Annotated in this window: 14 protein-coding genes; 5 read left to right on the top strand and 9 right to left on the bottom strand. The window is 45.4% G+C overall.

All coding sequences use genetic code 11. The features are described from left to right. Window positions 1-14 precede the first annotated feature (14 nt). The 3 genes from ABD836_RS15215 (at window position 15) to ABD836_RS15205 (ending at window position 4,495) form a co-directional block, all read left to right on the top strand. Window positions 15-806, top strand: coding sequence for an SDR family NAD(P)-dependent oxidoreductase (locus ABD836_RS15215; RefSeq protein ID WP_344937601.1), 792 nt, complete (start codon window positions 15-17; stop codon window positions 804-806). A 29-nt stretch (window positions 807-835) separates the two neighbouring features. Then, window positions 836-2,095, top strand: coding sequence for an acetyl-CoA hydrolase/transferase family protein (locus ABD836_RS15210; RefSeq protein WP_344937599.1), 1,260 nt, complete (start codon window positions 836-838; stop codon window positions 2,093-2,095). A 180-nt stretch (window positions 2,096-2,275) separates the two neighbouring features. Beyond that, a complete protein-coding gene (locus ABD836_RS15205) occupies window positions 2,276-4,495 on the top strand; it encodes a TonB-dependent receptor (protein WP_344937597.1) in 2,220 nt (739 codons plus the stop codon). Between the two features lie 286 nt (window positions 4,496-4,781). Here the strand turns inward: ABD836_RS15205 and ABD836_RS15200 are convergent, their stop codons facing one another. The 9 genes from ABD836_RS15200 to ABD836_RS15160 form a co-directional block, all read right to left on the bottom strand. Continuing rightward, window positions 4,782-7,748 (bottom strand): AAA family ATPase, encoded by a 2,967-nt coding sequence (locus ABD836_RS15200; protein WP_344937595.1) that lies wholly within the window; start codon window positions 7,746-7,748, stop codon window positions 4,782-4,784. Then, the gene (locus ABD836_RS15195; protein ID WP_344937594.1) at window positions 7,738-8,316 is read right to left on the bottom strand and encodes a hypothetical protein; all 579 of its coding nucleotides are present in this window, start codon (window positions 8,314-8,316) and stop codon (window positions 7,738-7,740) included. The genes ABD836_RS15200 and ABD836_RS15195 overlap by 11 nt, the downstream gene beginning before the upstream one ends. Continuing rightward, window positions 8,313-10,106, bottom strand: coding sequence for an ABC-three component system protein (locus ABD836_RS15190; RefSeq protein WP_344937593.1), 1,794 nt, complete (start codon window positions 10,104-10,106; stop codon window positions 8,313-8,315). The genes ABD836_RS15195 and ABD836_RS15190 overlap by 4 nt, the downstream gene beginning before the upstream one ends. 294 nt (window positions 10,107-10,400) lie before the next feature. After that, window positions 10,401-11,117 carry an HNH endonuclease gene (locus ABD836_RS15185; RefSeq protein WP_344937592.1) on the bottom strand — a complete coding sequence of 239 codons (717 nt, stop codon included), beginning with the start codon at window positions 11,115-11,117 and terminating at the stop codon, window positions 10,401-10,403. Window positions 11,118-11,683: 566 nt separating this feature from the next. Beyond that, entirely contained in the window at window positions 11,684-12,082 is a 399-nt protein-coding gene (locus ABD836_RS15180) for an MAPEG family protein (RefSeq protein WP_344937591.1), read from the bottom strand. A gap of 52 nt (window positions 12,083-12,134) precedes the next feature. Continuing rightward, a complete protein-coding gene (locus ABD836_RS15175; RefSeq protein ID WP_344937590.1) occupies window positions 12,135-13,139 on the bottom strand; it encodes an NAD(P)-dependent alcohol dehydrogenase in 1,005 nt (334 codons plus the stop codon). Between the two features lie 19 nt (window positions 13,140-13,158). After that, window positions 13,159-16,677, bottom strand: a complete 3,519-nt coding sequence (locus tag ABD836_RS15170; protein ID WP_344937589.1) for a thioester reductase domain-containing protein — start codon at window positions 16,675-16,677, stop codon at window positions 13,159-13,161. 60 nt (window positions 16,678-16,737) lie between these two features. Beyond that, a complete protein-coding gene (locus tag ABD836_RS15165) occupies window positions 16,738-17,925 on the bottom strand; it encodes a sulfotransferase family protein (protein WP_344937587.1) in 1,188 nt (395 codons plus the stop codon). A gap of 45 nt (window positions 17,926-17,970) precedes the next feature. Beyond that, complete coding sequence (locus tag ABD836_RS15160) at window positions 17,971-19,002, bottom strand: hypothetical protein (RefSeq protein WP_344937585.1); 1,032 nt, start codon at window positions 19,000-19,002, stop codon at window positions 17,971-17,973. A 477-nt stretch (window positions 19,003-19,479) separates the two neighbouring features. Between ABD836_RS15160 and ABD836_RS15155 the strand changes: the two genes are divergently transcribed. Both ABD836_RS15155 and ABD836_RS15150 read left to right on the top strand, forming a co-directional pair. Continuing rightward, window positions 19,480-21,867 (top strand): TonB-dependent receptor, encoded by a 2,388-nt coding sequence (locus tag ABD836_RS15155; protein WP_344937583.1) that lies wholly within the window; start codon window positions 19,480-19,482, stop codon window positions 21,865-21,867. Between the two features lie 122 nt (window positions 21,868-21,989). Next, a protein-coding gene (locus ABD836_RS15150) for an IS3 family transposase (protein WP_344937581.1) occupies window positions 21,990-23,077 on the top strand; the annotation gives its coding sequence in 2 pieces (ribosomal slippage) (window positions 21,990-22,233 and window positions 22,233-23,077; 1,089 coding nt in all). Window positions 23,078-23,197 lie beyond the last annotated feature (120 nt).

Here is a 23,197-nt window from a genome sequence, read left to right as displayed (position 1 = left end):
AACAGGAAACTATTATGAGCGACTCATCACAAGCAGCACGTTCGAGAACCGACTTCCCAGAGGGTGTGGCAGTTGTGATCGGCGGCAGTGGAGGTATCGGCAGCGAAATTTGTAAAGGGCTAGCGGAAGCAGGCGCAAACATCGTATTTACCTACCGTAATAATAAGGAAAAAGCAGCCGCTGTGAGCGGCGCTGTGCTGGCGCTTGGCGGCGATGTAGCAAGCTACCCGTTGGCAATCGAACACGAACAAGAGGTCAATGAGTTTTTCACAACGGTAATTCAAAAGTATAAAAAGATTCACACCATCGTCAATGCAACCGGCTCCAATATACCGATGATGTTCATCAATCAATTGTCGCCAAGTAAATGGCGCGAAGTGATGAACAATGATGCCAACGGCTTCTTTAATATTGTCCACGCCTCACTCCGGCATATGCGAGAACACGGCGGCTCCTATGTTGTAATCAGTACCGCTGGCTTATCGCGATGGCCCACCCGAGACGTACTCTCGGTCGCACCTAAAGCGGCGATAGACGCTTTGATAACAGGCATTGCACGGGAAGAGGGAAAGTTTGGTATTCGCGCCAATACCGTAGCCCTAGGCCTAATTGATGCAGGCCTTTTCCAGCGTATGCGCGGCAATGAATACAGCGAAGAGTACGTCGAAGCTGCTATCAGAAATTCCTCATTAAAACGCCTCGGGACGGCGCCAGAAGTCGCAGACGCAGTAGTCTTCTTTGCATCGGATCGCGCTCGCTTCGTTACCGGGCAGACCCTAGTCCTTGATGGTGGCTTTAGTCTTTAAGCACGCATAAAGGAGCGATGGCGCAAAGGATGACAAAATTAATCAGCCCCATTGAAGCGAGCGAGCTACTCGCCCCCGGCAGTACCGTGTTTATTCAAGGTGGCATCGGTGAGCCCACGTCGCTGCTCAACGCCCTAGTCTGCAACCCATCGGCAGGCAAAAACGTTAATTTCATTTCGGTCATGGTGCCCGGTGTAAACAACTACCGTCCCGAAAGCTTTCACGACACGGCTACCTTTAGCACATTCTTTGTGTTTAGCGAGCTCCACGCGTCATTTCAGTCAGGAAAAACAAGATTTTTGCCGCTGCACTACAGTGAAATAATTCCTTATATTGAGCTACTACCGACTATCGATACTGTGCTTATTCAGACCAGCCCGCCAGACAGCAATGGCCAGTGTAGTCTCGGCCCGACCGTCGATTTTGTACCCGCTCTGCTTACTCGCGCCAACACCGTAATTGCCGAAATCAATAGCGCTATGCCCCACACCAGTGGTAGCCCAAGTATTGCATACCGCGATATACACTATGCGGTAGAAGCGTGCCACAGCTTGCCTTCTATAGCCGATTATAAAGCCTCGCCAGAAACTGAGCGCATAGCCCGTAATGTCGTCAGCCTGATCGACGACGGCGACACCCTTCAGTTTGGCATCGGTAATATCCCTGACGCTATTCTAAGTGCGTTATCCAGCCATCGAGGCCTGGGAATACATAGTGGAATGATTACGAAAGCGGCTGCTACTTTAATAGATTCAGGTGTTTTTACCGGCGAGAACAAAGCCATCGATAGCGGTGAGCATATCACTGGATTTGCGCTGGGCGACGAGCGGTTTTACCAGTGGGCGGCAAACTGTAAGTCGCTGAAATTTCGTCCCGTTTCTTACACCCACGACATACGCATTATCTCAGCGCTAAAGAATTTCGTGTCCATCAACTCAGCAGTACAGGTTGATCTATTTGGCCAGGTCAACGCCGAAATGGTTAATAATAGGCAGATTAGCGGCACTGGCGGCGCACTGGATTTTATCCGGGGTGCTCGCCTATCTCACAATGGCCGGTCGATCATCGCACTACCCGCTACTGCAGCGAAGGGTAGCCAATCAAGAATCACAGCACGGCTGGGTGATCAATCAATTGTCAGCATCCCACGCACAGATGTGGACTATGTAGTTACGGAATACGGCATCGCGAGCCTCGCCTATAAGTCAACCGCCGAGCGCGCAGAGGCTCTCATAAATATTGCGGCGCCCCAGTTTAGAGATGAACTTGCCGCCCAATTTGCAAAGTAATGAGTCAGTCACGTAAAAGCAAAAAGCATTCCCAAAGCAGATTTCGCCAGCTCTCATTCTAACAAAAATTAATGCGACCTAAATGCGAGCTTTAAGTAAGCAGAACTTATTAGAACTTGCTGATAATCTCTAAAATCTAGAGTACACCTTCTAACTATAATATTTTAATGGGCAATCAAGATGATAAAAAACAGATCCGTAACGAATATCGCTCTGTTGACGGCAGTGACAGGGCTATCTCTCTCAGCAACACAAGCTTATTCTCAAGAAGACACTAAGTACACAATCGAAGAGGTGATTGTTACGGCGCAAAAACGCCAGGAATCTTTACAGGATGTAGGTGCTTCTGTAACCGCTGTCACTAGTGAAAAATTGAATGACTACCAGGTAGTCAACGTGCTAGATCTGGAATCATTTTCGCCAAATGTTTCAATAGGGACTGACTTCGGATCCGCGAAGATATTTATTCGGGGCATTGGTCTTGTCAGTAGCTTTTTCGGTACCGACCCATCCGTTGCCCTCCATGTAGACGGCGTCGTGGTTTCACCCGGACACGCCCAACTCGGCGTGTTTTATGATTTAGAAAGGGTTGAGGTGCTAAGAGGACCACAGGGAAGCCTTTACGGACGCAATTCTACCGGCGGCTCAATCAATCTCATCGCCAACAAGCCAACTGAAGAAACGACGGGCTACATCCACACCACCCTTGGCAACTATAGCCTAATGACAACAGAGGCGGCCCTTGGCGGAACTATCATCGACAATAAACTATTGGGACGGATTGCCGTAAAAGCCAATAAGCGCGATGGCTATGGCGAGAACGAAATTTTTGGAACAGACATCGACGACGCAAATCAACTTTCTGGCCGCGTGCTACTGGAATATAAGCCCGTCGACAAGCTAAACATACTACTTTCAGGCTCGAGGCAACGCGAAGATGATAGCGCCTACGTGCTCCATTTTATTGAAACTGACGGAACTAATAATCCCGCCACACTGCCACCCATCGGCTCTACTGGCTTAACGGCGGACGACCCACGTAATATCCGGTCCAACTATGCGCCCGCTTTTAATATACGTAATTCAGACGCTTACAATGCAACAGTCAATTGGGATATTGATGACTATTTAAGCTTAACCTCAATTACGGCTCACCGCACATTTGACTCGGTAAAAATCCAAGATATGGATGCCTCATTAGTGCCAGGCTTAAATGTAGAAAATGCCTACGAAACTGAATCGTTCTCGCAAGAACTCCAACTGCATTACAGCGGCGATAGAGCTAACGGATTAGTTGGACTTTACTTCTACAAAGAGAAACTAAACGCCGACTCACCACTAGGATTCGATCCTATCGGGATTAGCGGGCCGGCGGATGCTATCGTTAGGGTTAAGGGCGTTATGGATGTTGAAGCGTCCGCGCTTTTCGCTAATTTTAACTTCTTCCTTTCAGACACATGGTCATTGACATTAGGTGGTCGCTACAGTGTTGAGGAACGCGAAAAGTCAGACCTGTTCACTACCCCTGGCGGTACTATACCGTTTGCAGACGACGGTGATTGGAACGACTTTACCGTCGATATAGGTGTTGAGTATCAACCCGTTGACGACATCAACCTTTACGCTAAATTTTCTCAGGGATTCAAAAGTGGCGCAGCGAATTTAGGTCAGATTTCCGCGTTTGTCGACCCTGAGGAAGTAGACGCATTTGAAATTGGCGTTAAAGGCCTGTTCCTTGATCGAACGCTAAGCCTAAATGCCGCCGCTTTCGTCTACGATTTCACTAATATGCAATTAGGTAAAACAATACCTGCACCAGGTGGCGCTTTTGGTTCAAAGCTCGAAAATGCCGGTGAATCGGAAATCATGGGCGCAGAGGTGGAGCTAAGTTGGGTAGCATCGCGCCATCTACGCATTAACGCTCAGCTTGGTTACCTCGACACTGAAATAAAGGAATTTTCGTCAGTTAACGAGGTAGACCCATGCGCTGGTGGTACAGCAGGCTGCGATCCAAATGACTCAAGCACTTTTATAACTCAACAGTTCGCTGGTAACGAGTTAGTACAAGCACCGGAACTTACCGCAAATATAAATGGTGAATATGATTTCAATCTCGAAAGCGGCGACACAATTAGTGTTAATGTCGGCGCATATCATAGAAGCCGCATCTATTTCTCAGCATTCAATACCGAAAATATGAGCGAAGATCCCATCACTACCTATAACGCAAATGTTAAATTCCGTCATCGTGACGAAAAACTCTCTCTGAGTTTATGGGCTAAAAATATAACTGACGAAGAGTACTATACCTCTAAATTTGCGGTATCCACCTCGTATTCCATCATGGGTACACTCGCACCACCATCGACTTACGGCGTAACAGTAAACTACGATTTTTAACCCAGGTTTATCTATGTCTCTCTTGGGCCAATATTTATTGGCCCTTTTTTATGTCTGCTTGATGGCTCTTCGTAGATCAACGGGGCATTTCCTCTACACAGCCTGCACGTCATCAAAGACCTCGCTAACGCTCACAACCGCAGAAAATTGGCTGCGCAGCGAGTAATTTTTCCGACCGCTTACGCTTGTATACGTTACCTGCATTAACTTCGCTATGTCCTAATTCGGCCAATAGCGGACATTGATCGAAAATTGCCATTGGTCGGTAAATGTCTTCTTATATGCATTAAGGGCGTACAGAATTATTTATTAATAATCTATTAGGTGAATGCACAAGTTCAGGAGGTTCTACATCCAAACCAACTTTAGGATTTCCACTCATTTTGTAAATCCGAAGAGCAGGATTACCATTGCCATCTTCCACTAGGCTGAATTTCTCTCTTAAATGTCTGAGCAAATTATTGCTAGCCGTTGTAAGAACTAAGCGCAGAGGATTAGTGGCTCTTCTTTCTGAAACGATTATTCTTAACGTATCAAGCAATGCAACGCGGTTCAGATCATCTAAATGAGCTAAAGGCTCATCCAAAAAGAAGGTTCCACCAAGACTTCTGGCGCGCGCTAAAAAGATGGATAGAGCCAAATCCTGCCTCTGCCCTTGACTCAAAGACCGCATTTTATCAAAAGATTCACCTTCATCATTAAGCTCAGCAACCCACTCTAAGAAACCTTCTTTGCTAGGGCGAGCCTCTATTGAATTTATGAATCTATTTCCTTGGGCGCGCAAGTAAAGCGTATTAATGATATTAGTAAGAGGACGAATTTCCTCTGCAATAAAACGTCTAATTTCTTCCTTTATAAGGTCAATTTCATTTTCAACAACAGTGCGCGCTTTTGCTTGATAAGCCCATTCCTTAAGCTCGCCCTGAGACTCTTTTATTTCTTTTTTGTATAATCCGTGTTCTCGTTCTTTTATCTCAGACTCTTTTATTTTAACGAAATATTCCTCTGTTTTTGTAAAAAGACCTTTTACTTCGTTAAGTATCTGCTCTTTTTTTGCAATACTAGCAGAAGCATTCTCAATTTCAGTATCGTTTATAATCTCAGCCTTAGAAATTATTCCCCATTTCCTTTTTAAGTCCTGAATGAAGGTATGAATTGGATTGAGTTTTTCTCTGGCGGCTGCAATATCAGCAGCTTTTTTCTTATTATCTTTCTCTGCTTTTAATATTTCATCAGAAAGCTTTTGAACATTTGATTTTGAATCTTCGTGTAACTGTTTTAGCTCCGTACTTTTCATTTCAAGGGCGGCCTCCAGTTTTTCTAATGCCTCACTAGTACCATCCGTAGTAAATGATTTTTCACCGCTTATATCTAGTCGCTCAAACCATAAAGATGATAAGGACTGAGCTTTAATGCGGATTTCCTCCAATTTGCTAGCAGCATCATAGGCACTTTTGTATGGAGCAATGTCCTTAAATAGCTTTTTCACGGAGGTTTGGTATTGCAGTTGAATATCTTCAAGTTTCTCAGAGATAGACTCTTGCTTAGATATATCTGATCTGTCCAAGCCCATAGCAATAAATGTTTCACTTGTTTCTTGAATAGCATTTATGAGAAAAATTTTCTTAGCGGTTAGTTCTTCAGCTTTTTTAAGGTAATTGTTTTCTTGCGTTAAAAGCTGCGTAATTTCATCAAGTTTCGAGGCTAATACAGCTTCTTCTTTAGACTTTTTTGATAGCCTGGAAAAGCGAGTGTTGATTTTTTCTTGAAGAACGAAGTTGCTTTCGTGACTATGCTCACACAGTGGACATTCAGAGTCTTCTGTGTGCGTTTCAACGTACCTTTTCCCTGAAGATAATAGTAATTCAATTTCTCCCAGAGCTTTCTCACGTGAAGATTGCAAAGCATCTAATTCTGATTTTATTTTTGATGCTTGTTCTGTGAGGGGGACATCAGGCGCTTCTTTTGATTTCCGTTCTTGTAATGCCTCAAGCTCAATATTTATTCCCTTAAGCTCTGCATGTTTCTTCCGCCAAGATGGCAGTGACTTGATATAATCACCTACTAAAAGAAGTTTTTCATTTAGTGTCGAGATTCTTTGTTCTGTTGAAGTAATATAGTTAGAAATTTCAGTCGTTCTGTTTTTTGAGGCATCAATCTCAAGCGAATGATTTTTATACAAATTGTACAAATTAAGCCAAGTTGCCTTCTCTGTTTTTATTCCGCTTATGGATTCACGAATTTCATTGATTAGCTCCTCTTTTTTTTGTAAAAATTCCTTCTTTTCAGTAATCTCGATCTGCTTCTTCTTAAAATCCTGAATTAGTATTTCTTGCGTGGAAATGTCAGTTTTAATTATCTTATTGATCGTTTCATAACTTGACAAATACTCTTGATAAACTCCGATTTTCTCCCGAATAAAAGCCAACAAAGATTTCTTTTCAACTAAGGACTCTATGTATTGAATATACTGAACCTCTAAGGTTTCATGGTATTTCTGGAGGTCAGCTTCTTTGTCTGTATTTTTTGCAATACCCAAGCGTTCGGCAATATTACTGAGCAAGTTATATACGTGATCTTTATACGGAGCAGTTTGCTCCGCAGTCAGCTTTTTTATTAATTCTTCATATTCTGCAATTTTCTTATTAATTTTGCTTGTTTCGCTGTTGATTTTTCGTTCAGAAGGAAGCTTGCCCAGAATCCTGTTAAGGTCACGCTCATTCTTTTGATACTCAGCTACTCCAAATAGACTTGAGAAAATTAGTTTTCTGGTGTCATTTGACTCTTTGTCACTGTCTATTAGAAGCCTTAGAGAGTCGCTTTCAAGAAACCGTGTTGAGCGCACCCAGTCCACCTTGGCTTTGTTAGAATTTCCACTTGGAGGCAACGCCTTAACAAAACGCCTCAGCAGCTCTTGATCAGTTGCAATGGTGTAATCGCAATCACTATCTTTCCAATAGAGTGGAGTACCAGAGCCAGATAACTCCCTTTTGATAAAAAATGGTCTGCCATTTTGAGGGATATTGGCTTCAACTGTAGTTTTAAGGCTGTCATCTCCTAATTTGCAGCGAATGCTTTCATCTTTTCCTAACCGCCCGACACCTCCACATAAAACCCACTCTACTGCATCACAAATACTGGTTTTTCCTGTACCATTAGGTGCGTATAACACTGTTAAAGGTGCTGTAAAATCTAATGATAGGGAGTCAGATATTCCTCTGAAACACTGTATATTGAGGTTATCAATTAGCATCGGCTAGCTCTCCGTTTTTAATTGCATCTAATAACCGCTCCAGACTTCCAAGCTCATCATACTTAGTAAGCAGGGTGTTTGCCTCAGCAGATAACTCAAAAGAGGTTGTGTTAGCAGAATTGCCACGAAGCGGTTCAGGTAGGGAAAGTATAGTTATGAACTGTAACCTGTCTAAGTTATCTCCATTCTCCATAGGCCATACAACATGCTTTCTACAAACTTTCGTATCTAATTCAATATCTCGCACTGTGTCTTTTACTTCTGCAAGAGGCGCTTGATGGAGTGCTATAAGTAAATATCCATCTATGATAAGGCCTTTCTGATTTTCTAGAGCTAATAATGCCTTACGGATAAAAGCATGCATTTTCTCTTTTGCTTCCATTAACGAAGATTCTGTTTCGCTTTCTTCTGGCAAAGCTGCATATCCGGCCATCAGAGCGTAGCTGTTGTGCATAACAAAAACCCTATCTGGAATAGGGCAAATATCGGCCATAAGCACAGTTGAATCTACAAACCCCGCTTGTACGAAATATTTTTTAAGTTCCGTGATTGAATTAGCTTCTGTCATAAATCCTCAGGCACTATAATTTCTTCTCGTAAGCTTTTGAGCAAATCTTCCCTAAGAGCGGCAGATGCCAATACGTCATCGACTTTTCCCTGATTTTTCCAGAAAACAACGCGGTCATTTGCTTCGCATATATCTTTATCAACATCAGCATTTAGAGGTGGGGCATTGGAAATATCCGCGAGCCAATTGCTGTGCATCCTCCCTTCGTCTGGAAAGCTTCCACCTCCATTTCCTCGACCCACAATCATTAAAGGGCGAGCGCTTCCACCGTCCTTAACGATACCTTCCTTCACCAGACTGTATAACTGATTAGCTGTATGCTCGGATGAGTCCCAAATTAAAATCTCATGCTCTTCATTATCTGATAACAACTGGCCATACCCCAGCTCTTTTCCTTCTGGCATAAGCTCGGCTTCAATAGCATGTTGAATAAGACTTAGTGTCGTAATTGCGCAATCCAGATTTTCCGAACGGCTGTACAGTTGATCTGGGCAGAACTGCACTTCTTGCTTAATACCCTTTAAGCATTTTTGAAAAAGTTTTCCTGCAACAGAACGAAGAAGTGAGTTTGAGGTTGGCGATAATTCAGTTAATAGCTTATCAAGTTCACTATCTGCAAGAGTTCTAGAAGCCTCATTCGAGTTGATTTTACTATGCAGCATGCTTCCTTTGTTTCTTACTATAAAGCGGTAAAGCTCATCTGCCGCGCAAATGCCATCACAAGGATAAAATTCACTGCCATTCCAAATATGCTGCTGGCACTCTGAAAAGGCCTGTTTTCCTTCGGATGAATTATTAGTCCACTGTAATTTTCCAAAAACTGCTCCAATCTCAGAATTGCGCAATACAAAGCCAGAGAACTTTTCACCATTAACGTAGCGTACATATGGGAGTGGCTTGGGTGGAGGCTTGCACCCTTCACGATGCTGGAACACTCCGGATAAACATCGCCATTTATCTATTTCTTCATCCTTTACCGGAGAAGGGTTGATACAATTACTTAATAGCAATCTTACCTTTGATGATTTAGAAGATTCCAACAAATCGCCGATGGCAGTCTTCCAATGGTCGCTTTCCGACTTTATGTTTAATAGCGACCCTGTTACCAATACCCGTTTATTTGTAGAGCTGTTCTTATTAAGAGATTTTACAATACGGCTACTAGGATTGTTGTCTTCTTTGGAAATTAAGTCTGCACATACTAGCGGAAAAACTATTACATCATTGCCATCAAGGCGCAGAATATAATCCCCTGTTACAATATTTTCGCCAGTGATTTCCGTATTCTGTTCTAAATAATTTTTGAGGAAAATATAGCATTGAGTGGAATTTCCATCTTTTATCCATACCCAGCCACCATTATATTTTTTATGGGGATTAGGCGATGCATTCCAAGCTCCTTCAACACCTGGCTTCTCTGCTAGTGTATTCAGCGTTCCCCCGCTAGTGACGCCAAAACCGCAAATCAAAATGAGGTTCTGATTATATTGTTTTACGATGGTATCTAATGATTCAAAGTCCGGCGATCCGAAAGCTAATTCAGGTGTCAGTACAAGTGCTGGTTTATCGGGAAACTCTTGTGCTAAAAGGCTTTGGTCGCTCCCCTCAAGGGGCTTAAGTAATTGCGTAATAATAGAAACATTTTCAGTACGATTATTATCATTCTGCCACTCAGTTTCAGCTGGAGGGGAAAGTTTAAGAATACATGCCTCCAGGTGGCCATTAGTAAGCCAGTTCCCTGAAATTTCTTTCTGGATGCACTTAATTGAGTTGTTATTATCAGTGGTCATTTTGAATCTACTTTGCCCTATTAAATACACCGAGATTTCATGGTGCATGTCTTAGTTAAAATGTCCGCTTTGGGTCGAAACCGAACTTACTACACCCACGGTATAACAAGGTTGTAGAAAAACTCTAGCGACTCCAAAAATTAAATTACATTCGTTTTCCTACTCGAAATCTGTAGGTTATTCACATATCAAGTCGGCCAAATTTCGAAAAACGCGCCTATTTTTAAATCAAAATACGATCAAATAATTTCGCCAGAATTCAGCTTTAGTTTTTCTACAACCTCAAGGCCGTATTTAGTTTCTTGTCCGTTGCAATGCTTTGTTAGATGATATTTCGTTTTTAAGTTTCTCTATGCTTATATTGCCTTTTCTATGATCGACTTCGTATTTCTCGCCGACTTCTGCAAGAGCGCGCAAATGATGTACGTGAATAAATCCTTTACCTCTTTCGCCGTAGAATGCCTCGAAATTAAATTCACATACCACGCATGTAACACCATGCTCTTTTATACATGAATTTCTAGCGGCAGGATTTCGTTCATATGCGTTTACTGTAATTGTTTTCTTTGAGCCCTCTGTTAGAGTTTCAGGAACTTCTTCAGGCAGTTCAAAATCTCCCTCAAGCAAAATCCCCGCCTTTTCTAGCTCGGCATTCCAGTCAATCTGACACGCCTTTCTAATTTCGGCTCGCTGCCACTCAAAGTCCATATCCTGCCGTTGATGGTAAGCTAAATATGATTTGGACGGAAAACCACCTCTATTCTGGTCGGTAAGCTTGTTAACGATAATACCGGTTATAGCTGGTAAATTGTTCTCATGGAGCCACTCAGCCAAGCTACCCATTGCATGCCTGTTAAGGCTGTCACCAGGAGTTCGACCGTCATTAGGAAAGCCTACATCACTCAACACCTTCGAGTAAGGCAAGTGAGTCGAAGGGTCATCCGGGCTAATATTTCCCGATTGGAAATGTCCCACCAAATACTCAAGGAGTTTAAACTCATTACTCGTCATGACTTCCATTCATTTAACATTGTAATAATACGCATGCTCGTTTTGCCAAAATCGATATATCGGCGAAACTAACGTAACTTACTAATTTAATAAGGAAATTTGAATATTCATACTAAGGCGCGCCTCGACAAAGCGATCATGCGCACATGTAATTTCGGAGGGGTCTCATATGTCTGCCTCACTTCCCTATGCTCTTTTTTAAATATGCTTTCTAAGCGGCTGCCGATAAAACGAGCATAAATCTTCGCTCGGCAAAAATATACCATTCATTTGCTAGGTAATTGAGACAATTAGGAGAGCGATCAACGACTCAAGATACTGAGCATGTGCGTCAGCAAACGTATGACAGTTGTAGATTAAGGACCCTGACGGGAAAGCCGGAGTTGACACGACAGGGGTTAACCCCGACGAGTCAATAGCAAAACAAGAGAATGCATTATTATCGCCGCCCACGGTCATGGTTAGCGCTTAGCAAATTAAAATCACTTCTTACCCGCTCATCGCCGTCCTTCAAATTCAATATGAATCTGGCTGACGCAGAAATTAAAAGAAATTAGACCAATTTCTTACAGACTGACTGCCTTTAGAAAAAGCGCAATACACAGCCCCAAAGCCGCGAGATAGGTGCCAAGGGTTCCCACTAACCTTAGTAAATTCGGTTTGGCTAGCGACTTGGGCAAAAGGAGGCCAGCCGCTGCCAGGTAACGTGATAGTGTCACTATTATCATGCACCACATTATCCACATAGAAATCGGCATTGTGCCTAATATATAAATCAGTATCGCAATGATGGGGACGTATTCAGTAGCATTACCGTGGGCGCGGACTGATTTGTATAAGCGATCTTCCGGGTCGGTCTTGTATCCGTACATCATCTTGGATTTTCCACGCGCCATGGACACCGTAAACGCCAAAGAGATAAGCAGAATAGCCAGTAGTGCAATACAGAGTAGTGGAATAGACATAGTAAATTCTCGTTATGAGGTTATTGTATTTAGCGTCGCGAATCTGAGCCAATTATCGATGTTGCAAGACCAGTCGGTAGTAAACTTTTTCATTTCTTAACTTAGCTATCGCCCCGTTAATCTCATCGAAATAGCACATTTCCACGACCGGTTTAATATTGTGGCGCTGAAAAAAATCTAACATTTTTACCATTGTAGACGGACTACCCACCATTGAGCCTGACAGGGAAAGCTGAGCGCTCATTAAGTCTAGTGGGGTGAGATCTAGCGGTATCGCTGACGCGCCCACAAAATGTAATCGACCACGTGGCTTTAAAGTTTGCAGATATAAACGCCAATCTAAGGCAACGTCTACCGCAGAAATAATCAGATCGAATTTTCCCGACACAGACGCGATTTGGTCAGGGTCTTTAGAATTCAAGGTATGATGGGCACCTAGGGAATACGCCTCCTCTATTTTTTTATCACTTGACGTAAACGCGGTTACTTCACAGCCCCAGGCATTGGCAACTTGCAATGCGAGATGTCCCAAGCCGCCGATACCCACAATTGCCACCTTGTCGGAGGGCTTTATATTAAACTGCAAAAACGGATTAAATACCGTTACGCCGGCACAAAACATAGGGCCAGCTGACCTCAGATCGATAGAGTCTGGAATAGATACCAGGCTTGCCTCTTCAGCGCGGACCTTATCAGCAAACCCACCATGACGTCCCGCCATGATCGGACGTGCCGCAGCACATAGATTATGATCACCGCTATTGCACTCATCACACGCCAAACAGTATCCGGCATGAAACCCTAGTCCCACGGTCTGCCCAACGTGCAGAGATTTGACGCTACCGCCTACCTGCGCAACACGGCCAACAATTTCGTGCCCGGGAACAAGCGGGTATTGCGAGAAGCCCCAATCGTTATCAATCATGCCGAGGTCGGTGTGACAAATTCCCGCGTACAGAACGTCTAGCTCAACTTCGGTATTACCCAATTCTCCCGGATCATATTCAAACGCTTCGAGTGGTCCACCCGGTAACGACGCTGCATAGGCCTTTATCATCACAATTCCCCAATTTTTGTTACACGACTTTATAGTTACTCGCTTCCGCCATTTCTATCAGCCCCAGCGCGGTCATGTCTCGCAGGCATTTCCTAATATAATTTTGCGAAAGATGAGGTAGCCCGCTCTCACCGAGCAGATCAGCCACAAGAAGCTTAAACCTGTCGCACTGCATCAACTCGTTGGCAAGCGGTTGTGGAGCCGAAAAGGCACTTAAAACGTCTAAGGCCGAGTGGCCGCACTGAGCTTCCGACAAATTTAAATGCGCAGCTTTAAAAGTATCAAACCATTCGCGGTAATCCCTAACGCGTTTAATGGGGTATCCTTCCGCCTCAATCCAGTCAACAAACGTATCGAGCGAGCAACCATCATCGCTATGATAATTTTCAATATTAAATATTTGGTATTCGCCAGGTTTACCTTGTGCGCCAACCACAGCCGCAGCCACGACATCCACCGGAACTCCATCGTAATGTCCCAGCCTCTTGCCACCACCTTCTTGCAGTGGAAAGAATGAATAGGGGGCGAGGCCAGTGTGGATAATGCTGAAGATCAATCGAACAAAGATATCCGCTGTATTTGCTTGGCCAATATAGTGTTGATGGGGCAACATCATGTCACCGCGAAATACATTGATGCCGAGACCGCAATGCTGGTTTGCCTGTTGTAATAGCTGCTCGCAAGCCCATTTGCTCGCCGCATACCCCGACGCATAATCATCGCTCAGTGCAATGCTATCGAGGAGCGGCGACTCCTCACTACTCACTTCACTGGTATCCAGCAAGGAGTAGACGGCTACGGTTGAAATAAAGTCGATATTTTTCTTATGCTCTAACAGAGAGAACTTAATTACCTCGGCGGTACCCAACACGTTCGCACCAAACAAATTTGCGTATGAGAATCGATGATTAACCAGTGCAGCCACGTGAACAACGCGATCTACATTACGCAGCAAGCGTTGATAATCGGCGTCGCTGAGACCCATTTTTTCTTCACCGACGTCCGCAGCAAGTACTTCCAGGTGCTTGGCGGCCAAGGTCTGATAACGCGACTCGAGTTGCGGATCTTGACCTGAATAGGCGCTGTCGAGCCGCGCCTTTGCGGAAGTGTTGTCGGCAGCCCGAATTAAGCAAACCAGTTTCCCGCCAGTAAGCGCCAATTTTTCCAGCCACGCCAAACATACAAAGCGCCCGAGAAAGCCATTTGCCCCCGTTAGTAGTACGGTGCTTTCTTGGCCCTGCGGTGCCGATAGTTCTCGGCTACTATTGAGAATAGCGGGGGCAATGAAATGAGTTAAATCGAGGTCTTCGCGGGTAATCTTGGTCGCGCCCTTACCGTGAATACTGGCAAAATTCGGACGTTCAGACTTTCCTAGAAGTGATTTCTGAATATATGCAGACCACTTGGCGAGGTTACCGGTTGGACTAAGAATCATATCCGCCGCTACTTCAACCCCAAACACTTCTTCAAGTGACTGTGAGAAAAGTACGGCACCCAATGAATCACCGCCCAATTCATAAAAGGTGGAAGACATTGTGCTGCTGGCGACATGAATATTAAGATCAATTTCTAATAGTTTGGTTAATATTTCTGGAACACTCATGGAATCTTTATCTTCGATTAGCTCCCGCCGCTTCTCTTTGCTTGCGTCCTCTTGGCTTTCGTATATGGCCTCAAGGCGCTCGCCATACTTCCTTTCCAGCGCGGGCCTTAATTTCTTACGCAAGCCGGAAAGCAGGCCGTTTTCTTCACTAAACAGTTCCCATTCGACGATAAAGTCCTTTGGAATCTCAAAACTTTTAATGCCTTCTTCTTTCGCAACGCGGTGCAACTCTTGATGAATTAAAGCTCGTACCGCGTCGGCACTCGGCTTGTCGCCAAGATAGTTCTCCACTACAGTGCTATTGGGCACAATCACGGCTAGCAGATACGCACGCTGAGAATTGCCGTAGATATAGATCTGATTTATTACATCACTTGCGCCCTCAAAAATTGGCCCCAAAGAGCCAATCGGGACATACTCGCCCTGCGAGAGTTTTAATACATCATTGCGGCGATCAATGATGGCGATATGATCGGTTTCATATTCCTCAACAATATCGCCAGTGCAGATAAAGCCATCTTCATCAAATAATTTTTCCGACGCTTCCGGCGCCTTATAGTATCCGCTAATAATCTGGATACTTTTAAAGCAAAACTCACCGCGGGGATAAGGTTTGTCGCTTGTGTAGTAGCCGAGTTCCGGAACATCTCTAAGTCGGTACTCTAATACCGGTGGCCGCTGAACAAAGCCGTTTACGGCAACTTGTCCTCCCTCGGTATTGCCATAGGCGTCCATGAGCTGCACGTCGAAACAGTCCGAGAAGAACGATCGCACTTCAGCGGACATCTGCGACCCGCCGAATAAAGCAAAGCACAATCTATCGCCTAAGTAAGATTGGCCGAGCTCGCGCTTTACCTGCTCACGCACAGGCTGATCGCTCGCACCCCTGCGCAGACGCCGAGCAACCTCATTCTGGTAGTGCTGATATATCAGTTCGATTATTCGCGGGAAAAAACCTACGAAAGTGGGCCTTGTAATTCGAATGTCGTCAAACAGGGTGGACATATCCGGCGCCAGCGTGAAATATGCCGTTCCGCCGTGCTTTAAGACAGAGACAAGCGTTCCCTTGCCCAAGAGATGACTAAATGGCGCGAGGCATAGCGCCACAATCGGCGGCCCATTCTCAACAATACTGGTCCAGTAATAGCGAATTGCCTTTTCCGACACCATCGCTGCCTTCGGTGTGCCGCTACTGCCAGACGAATGGACAATGGAAGCAACACGATCACCGCCATCGGGATGGGGCGCCAGGTGAGTCCATCCTGAGCGTTTCGCCAGAGCAACCAAATCTTGCAACGAGATCAAGTTCGCAGAGGCGCGGTCGTCCTCAAGAATAGCTTTTGCCGCAAGAAATGCCGCCTGATCGTTGTCGTCACGCTCGTCATACTCAAAGACGATAAGATTGCGAATATACGATTTACCGGCAACATGCTCGGCCATCGATACTAAATTTTTCGCGGTAACAGCCACTGTCGCCGGCTGAATTGTCTCGAATATCTGGTCGATGGTCTGCTGCGACGTACCCGTTTGCATGGGCACCGTAATGGCTTGAACATAGGCAGTGGCAAAATCTAAAGCAGTAAACTCAGCACTGGTAAATCCAAAGATACAAACACGCTCATCCGGCTTTACATAATAATCTGGATGATCCTTCCATACATTGGCAATCGCGTATATTCGGCTTTGTAACTGTGCATAGCTAATGGTGTTGAATTTAGGTTTATAGGCGCGGCTATGCAGTTCATACTCCGGAGACCAGACAATATCGTAATCGCGAGACCCAAGTGCTTCGCGATCGGCGTAGCCCGCAAAAGCACGATCCATCGTTTCCGCCAGACTTAAATCTGGGGCACAAATTGCCTCACCCACCGCCGGCGATGGAATCAACAATGCCAGCTGCGAATCGCTTTTTATCAATGCTTGCATCTTCTGCATTATGCGGTCCTGCTGCTCGACAGGCCTCTCATTATTATTCATTCGAATAGCCTAAAGGTATCAATGCTTATTTATAAATCGGCTCATGTAGTGACCAAAGTTATCTTCTATATCATCGGGCGTTAAGCCGAATTCCGCTAGCGAATACTCATGCTTGCCGTGCTTACCCTGAACGTTGTGTGTATGCCAAGCCAACATTTTTTCATCGGCCTCAGGGCTTAACTCATAAGGCGATTTTGCATAGGCCTCACGAACGATTTTCATTGGATCGTGACGCACAAGCTCGTAATCCACATCGAGGATGCGATCATCTAATTGCAAACGCTCCCGCACAGCGAGGAAGCGCTTCATTGCAATACTCCAGGTTCTTAATGTTTCAGCGCCGTGTTTATGTTCATCAAAAGAGTCGGCATAGATGTGCGCCAAGCCGCTGGTAAATTTTGCAAAGGATGGAATGCATTTGTGCGGATCGCGATGCGGCTGTATAAACGTCGCTCTTGGAAAATGCTCAAGCAAGGTATCCAAATAGGCAAAATGCGGAACAGATTTAAAGACCCAGGGCCGGCCACGTTTACCGCCGTCCTGCCACTGCAGATACTGAAAAACACGCTTGGCCAAGCTGTAGCCTTCTGTACTCGACTCCGACATTATCCAGTCAAAATATTCTGGGCTGTCCAGCAGCTGACTCCACGTGTAGTCCTTGAAGCTCATCTGATATACAAGTCCCTCTTCCTCAACCTCCTCTATCGCGATCGGGTGCGCCGCGTTCATATCTGGATTATCATCGGTTAGAAGGCCTGAGTTCGCGATAGCAGCAATTCGTGGATCCGGCTCTCCTGGCACTGCATCTGGAAAGGGTGCGGGGTTTTGCATTCGCCAAAACAAGGTTTTCTGTACCGTATCTGGAGCGGAGAACATCTTATGCAGTTTAGTCGTGCCTGATCTTGGCAAACCGATGATAATGAACGGATCGGATACGTCTTCTTGCAATATCTCTGGATGCGCCTTGATATCTCGTTCCATACGCAAGCGGTTGACTAGCAGGCGGACAATATCTGCCTTAAGTAGCGCCATGCCCTGCTCACTGAGCGGCATATCTTTCGCAAAGCAATCAAGCAATTTTCTTAAAGCCGTTTCAAATTCGAATGGACCAAAATCTGTCAAGCCAGCTACACCCTGCGCTTCCACAATCAGCTTACTTGCATCTAACTCAAGGCCTTGTGCCTCATACCGCTGTTTATCCAGCATATTGAACCCTTAAATTATAGTATTTAAATAGTATCCCGCCGCTGATTATGATCTGGTATTGATAAGCGCGGTTGACTTCAGCGGGCCCAACTTGGATACCGGCTGAATACCTGGCGGTGCTGCAATAACGTCAGGTATCCGGTTGAATAGACAAGCGGCCGACATATACGAGGAGTCTTCCCGCTCTACTCGCATTCGCGCTTTCGGGTTACCGTTTACCTCCCAAAACATATGCTCAACATCGCCATCCCTAAAATGACGCACCTCGATTTCCGACCTAGCTGTCACGCCTTCTTCCGTTTCAATTTCTGCAATTATCCGAATACCAACGCAGTTGCCCGCCGGAATAACGCACTCCATAAACTCACTTTCATAATCCTCATCAAACACTGCTGGCTCAACATAGGATTTAGTATTCTTAATGGTGTATCCCAACCCAGCCAAGACGTGTTCTGGAATAGATTTGTACGATTTTGCTATCGGATTTTTACTCAGACCTCTCGCGTGAAATTCCTCAACGGTAAGGGTATTACCAAACGGGTAAGTCTGCTCTTTACTCTCGCACTGAGGAACAATATCAGTTCGACTAGAATGGAAAAGCGAGGTTAATTCCACAGTCGGGCCCGCGACTAACATCCCAGACCAAATACGCGACATATCCCATATTCCCGACCCGGTAAATGTCACGCCGCGCTCTTTTGCGAGGGTATCTAACTTAACTGCTAAATCGGGGTTGTTCGCTTTTGGGTAATACGATTCCGTACCATGACAAACCACATTTAAGCCGGCGCTCAATAAGCGAGTATGTGCTTCATGATTTACATCGAGTAAGTTGGTTGTGGTTACCACGCCAATATCGGCATTTAGACTTCCGTAATCTACGGTATCGCAATCCTGAACAAGCACACCAAGCGCCTCAATACCCGCCAACTCTCCTACATCTTTACCCACTTTGTCACCAGCGCGATTCACGGCCGCAACTATTGGCCAACCCTTCTGCACAGCAAAGCGTACAACGTGTTTTCCGAACTGGCCGATGCCATAAATCACCAGTCGAGGTTTTCCTGAATTCGCCATAAACAGATCTCTACAGTTTTATTTTTCTATGCGATTTAATATTCATACCTGCTGCCAAAGTCTGTCCATCTAGCCGCTAAATTCACTTTTCCTGCAAACAACAGCCACCCCACAACAAGCAGAATCCGCAATATTTCCGCTAAACAATTAATCAGTATTTCGGCTGAATTACTATTCGATTATTGCTCGTATTTGCCATATCGATCGCGCTTATAGGCCTAAAGCGACGAGCCGCACGGCATTCCACAATACTCTGGAGCCCCCTCTGATCGAAATGCGACCAAAATGCGAGCTTTAATTAAGCACGTTTGATGGAAAATGAGACGTAGCAATGAGCTACAAAATACTGATGCAACTCAGAGTTCGGTTGTTACCCATATGCCGTGCGAACGACTCCGGCAAGCGCCGCGCCTGTGATTAATTTGATCTCATTGTTCATTATTAGTAATTATAAGAACTGTATTGGTATCACTGCCTATGAAAACAAGTTTACCGCTAGTTGTCGCCGCCATATCTTGTCTTCCGACGTGGGTAATCGCGCAAGTCGCAAAAGACACTGACAATGTCAGAAGGAATCGTCTACTCGAAGAGATTATCGTTACGGCTCAAAAACGCGAGCAAGACTCGCAGGACGTGCCGATTTCAATACAGGCTTTTTCCGGCGACAAACTCGATGCATTCAATATTGAAGACACCGCTGATCTACAACGAATTACGCCGGGAGTTACATTCACGTATACCTATGGATACACATTAATCTACATCCGCGGTGTAGGTAGTGATGCATTTCTACCAAATGCAGATCCCAGCGTGGCAACGTATATCGACGGCATTAATATCCCCGCAAGCCAGGGAAAACAAGACACCTTAGGACCAGTAGAAAGGGTCGAGGTTTTAAAAGGGCCACAGGGCACTTTGTTTGGCAGGAACGCCACAGCCGGGGCGATTAGCATTATCACAAAAGACCCGCCAGTGGACGAGATCGTCGGTAACATTAAATACGTAATGGGTAACTATGACACGCAGAAATTCCAGGCATATCTTGGATTTCCCATCATTGATGGCCTCGGTGTTACATTCGCCGGTTTCAAAGATAGCCACGAGAATTACGGTGATAATTTTAGCAATGGCAATAACTTTCCAATTAGGGAGGACTTTTCTGAGGGCGGCAGAATAAAAATTAAATGGGACAGCGATGTATTCTCGGCAACCCTAATCGGATCGTATATTAATCAGTTCAACGGAAATTCATTAGTACAGGAGAATACCCGTCCCTCTTTGCTTCTTGGCGCTGGCGCTGAGGGAGACGAAGCAGACCGAAATACTGACACCAATTTCAAAGGGGGAAATGGCACAATCAATACCATGGCTGGCGCTATTCTAGAGTGGCGGCCAGGCCCTGTAGACCTTAAGTTTACTTACGGCGACCAGTTAGCCAAGGTCGACTTTGGTCAGTTTGATTATGACTCCACTGACGAAGATCGTGCAGGCTTTTTTACCTACGATCAATACAACGAGCAACACACCTACGAGCTACAAGTTCTATCCAATCAAAATACGCCTGGCGCAGATTACTTTGAATGGGTTGCGGGCTATTACCGACTGGAATCTGAAGGTGGCTTTGGGCGCCTATTTTTCTTCCTAAACAACGGCTTCGCTACCGCATTTCTACCCGAGCAACTTGGCGATATTCTGGCGGGAACATCAAAGGTAACCATGGAATCAGGCGGTTTGCTCTACACCGAATCTGACGCCATCTACTTTCAGGGAACGTATAATTTTAATAACGAATGGGGGCTTACTCTCGGCGCGAGATACCAAGAGGAAACTAGAGAAATCGGCAACGCGAACCTCTATCTAGTCGATACCCTTACCCCCGGTATTTCGCAAGCCTATTACGAGGGTAATGATTACTCGCGCAATATTCTCATTTCAGAATTTGATGCGCCGCCGCTTGAAGAAGAAACCTTCTCTCCGAAAATTGCCCTGCAATGGTTTCCTAACGAAGCCATCCAAGTTTACGCATCCTTGCAGCGCGGCTATAAAAGCCCAACCTATAACATCGTTAATTTCTTTGGCAACCCAAATGCCGTTGAAGGCGAAGAAGCCACCGCAGCTGAATTAGGTTTTAAATCAGAGTGGCTAGACAAGACCTTGACGTTCAATGCAGCAATTTTTGCATCTAAAACCAAAGACCTTTTAACAGGTATAGTTTCGTTTACGTCTGGCGCAACTGTACGTTATTCCAATGCCGGTACGGCAGAAGCAAAAGGTGTCGAGTTTGATTTCCAATGGCAACCGATGCCTGAATTCAACCCCGGCTTAGCCTTGACCGGAGGTGCGACTTACATCAACTCTGAATTTACCGACTATAAAAATGGCGAAGGCTTCGACGACACAACCGGCCTCTATTTTGGCCCCGGCGGTTTAGAAGATATACCGCTCGCCTTACTAGGCATCGAGCTGCCGCTTCCGATTGGTGACATTATCAACGGGCCCCGAGATTTCACTGGTAACCGCGTGCCGCGCACGCCCGAATTTTCGTCGTCGATTTCAGTCAATCAATACGTCAATATCGGCGATGCCGGCGCTATCGAGTTTGCAGTAGATTACTCCTACAAAAGCGAGTACTTCACTACGCCGCAAAACTCCCCCTTCTATGTACAAGACCAGTATGAGATCTGGTCTGCGCGTGCAATTTACTTCTACAACCCCTGGGGACTTCAACTCACTGCCTTCGTTGATAACGCCAAAGACAAAGATTACTTTAGCAGCATTCTTCAACAGGACTTTGGCCGAACCGTCACCCTAGCGCCACCACGACTTTACGGCCTAAAAATTAAGTGGGAGTTTGGTATTGATTAATACTTATGCTTTCCAACGCCATGGATCTGCACCACTTTAGCGGACAGTAAATAACTGTCAGTGGACTTCCCCGAGTAATCTAGACAACTCAGCGCTATTCTGTGAGTGCAGGAGGAAGCCCTATGAGTAGTCAACGTTATACACCAGAATTTAAAGACGAGGCCGTTCGACAGGTTGTCGAGCGGGGTTATTCGGTCGCTGAAGTGGCAGAGCGTTTGGGGGTCTCTGCCCACAGTCTTTATAAGTGGGTTAATGCGGTCAAACCGGATCAATCGGAAGTTCACGCCAATGAACTTCGAGAAGCCAAAACCGAAGTCCTTAAATTGCGCGCTCAGCTCCGTCGTACGGAGGAAGAGCGAGATATTCTAAAAAAGGCGGCAAGGTACTTTGCAAGCCAGCCAGAGTGAAGTACCAATTTATTAACGAGCATAAAACTCGATTCAGTATTCTCTCAATGTGTCGATTGCTGGATGTTGCACGAGCCGGATATTACGCGTGGCTACATAAGCCATTGTCTGCTCGCGCGATTGAAGACATGCGATTACTGTCTCTAATACGGGCATCCTACGCCGCTAGCGCGGGCGTCTATGGCTCGCCAAGAGTGTTTCAAGATCTCAGAGAGGTGGGTGAAAGTTGTGGCGTCCATCGCGTCGCCAAAATCATGCGCCGCCATCAAATCAAGGCTATTCGTGGCTATAAGACACCTCGTGCGATCGCGGGGCGGCCGTCAATCATTGCCCCCAACCATCTCAAACGAGAGTTTACGGTCGCGCATCCGGATCAGGTGTGGGTAACCGATATTACTTATCTGCGAACTTGTCAGGGCTGGCTTTACCTTGCCGTTGTTGTTGACCTGTATTCTCGAAAGGTGGTCGGATGGTCAATGAAACCGAGCCTAGCAAAAGAAATCGTACTAGATGCATTGCTTATGGCTGTATGGCGGCGACGCCCAAAGCAGCGTGTACTCGTACACTCAGATCAGGGTTCACAATACGGAAGCGATGCCTGGCAACGTTTTTGTAAAACCCACAACTTACAACCTAGTATGAGTCGGCGGGGAAATTGCTGGGACAATGCCGTCGCGGAGTCCTTCTTCAGCAGTTTAAAAAAAGAGCGTATTAAGAAAAGAATCTATAAAACACGCGATATAGCACGCAGCGACGTGTTCGATTATATTGAGATGTTCTACAATCAAACCCGACGCTGTTGATTTGCATTTAAAACTGACCCAGGATTTGCATCTAAAATTGACCCACCCTGATGGCCAGATTATGGCCTAGATTTTACTTCTTTGCTGCCTTCAATTCCTCCTGTTGCGTTGTTGAGTGTT

The sequence above is a fragment of the Zhongshania borealis genome (assembly GCF_039539625.1).
In the GTDB taxonomy this organism is placed as follows: domain Bacteria; phylum Pseudomonadota; class Gammaproteobacteria; order Pseudomonadales; family Spongiibacteraceae; genus Spongiibacter; species Spongiibacter borealis.
The sequence above is the reverse complement of the archived record's forward strand: the minus strand, read 5'-3'. Positions and strand labels throughout refer to the sequence as shown.

Bases quoted from the DNA above. Each gene is read 5' to 3' on its own strand.
- ABD836_RS15215 (WP_344937601.1), top strand. From the start codon at position 15: ATGAGCGACTCATCACAAGCAGCACGTTCGAGAACCGACTTCCCAGAG.
- ABD836_RS15210 (WP_344937599.1), top strand. From the start codon at position 836: ATGACAAAATTAATCAGCCCCATTGAAGCGAGCGAGCTACTCGCCCCC.
- ABD836_RS15205 (WP_344937597.1), top strand. From the start codon at position 2,276: ATGATAAAAAACAGATCCGTAACGAATATCGCTCTGTTGACGGCAGTG.
- ABD836_RS15200 (WP_344937595.1), bottom strand. From the start codon at position 7,748: ATGCTAATTGATAACCTCAATATACAGTGTTTCAGAGGAATATCTGAC.
- ABD836_RS15195 (WP_344937594.1), bottom strand. From the start codon at position 8,316: ATGACAGAAGCTAATTCAATCACGGAACTTAAAAAATATTTCGTACAA.
- ABD836_RS15190 (WP_344937593.1), bottom strand. From the start codon at position 10,106: ATGACCACTGATAATAACAACTCAATTAAGTGCATCCAGAAAGAAATT.
- ABD836_RS15185 (WP_344937592.1), bottom strand. From the start codon at position 11,117: ATGACGAGTAATGAGTTTAAACTCCTTGAGTATTTGGTGGGACATTTC.
- ABD836_RS15180 (WP_344937591.1), bottom strand. From the start codon at position 12,082: ATGTCTATTCCACTACTCTGTATTGCACTACTGGCTATTCTGCTTATC.
- ABD836_RS15175 (WP_344937590.1), bottom strand. From the start codon at position 13,139: ATGATAAAGGCCTATGCAGCGTCGTTACCGGGTGGACCACTCGAAGCG.
- ABD836_RS15170 (WP_344937589.1), bottom strand. From the start codon at position 16,677: ATGCAGAAGATGCAAGCATTGATAAAAAGCGATTCGCAGCTGGCATTG.
- ABD836_RS15165 (WP_344937587.1), bottom strand. From the start codon at position 17,925: ATGCTGGATAAACAGCGGTATGAGGCACAAGGCCTTGAGTTAGATGCA.
- ABD836_RS15160 (WP_344937585.1), bottom strand. From the start codon at position 19,002: ATGGCGAATTCAGGAAAACCTCGACTGGTGATTTATGGCATCGGCCAG.
- ABD836_RS15155 (WP_344937583.1), top strand. From the start codon at position 19,480: ATGAAAACAAGTTTACCGCTAGTTGTCGCCGCCATATCTTGTCTTCCG.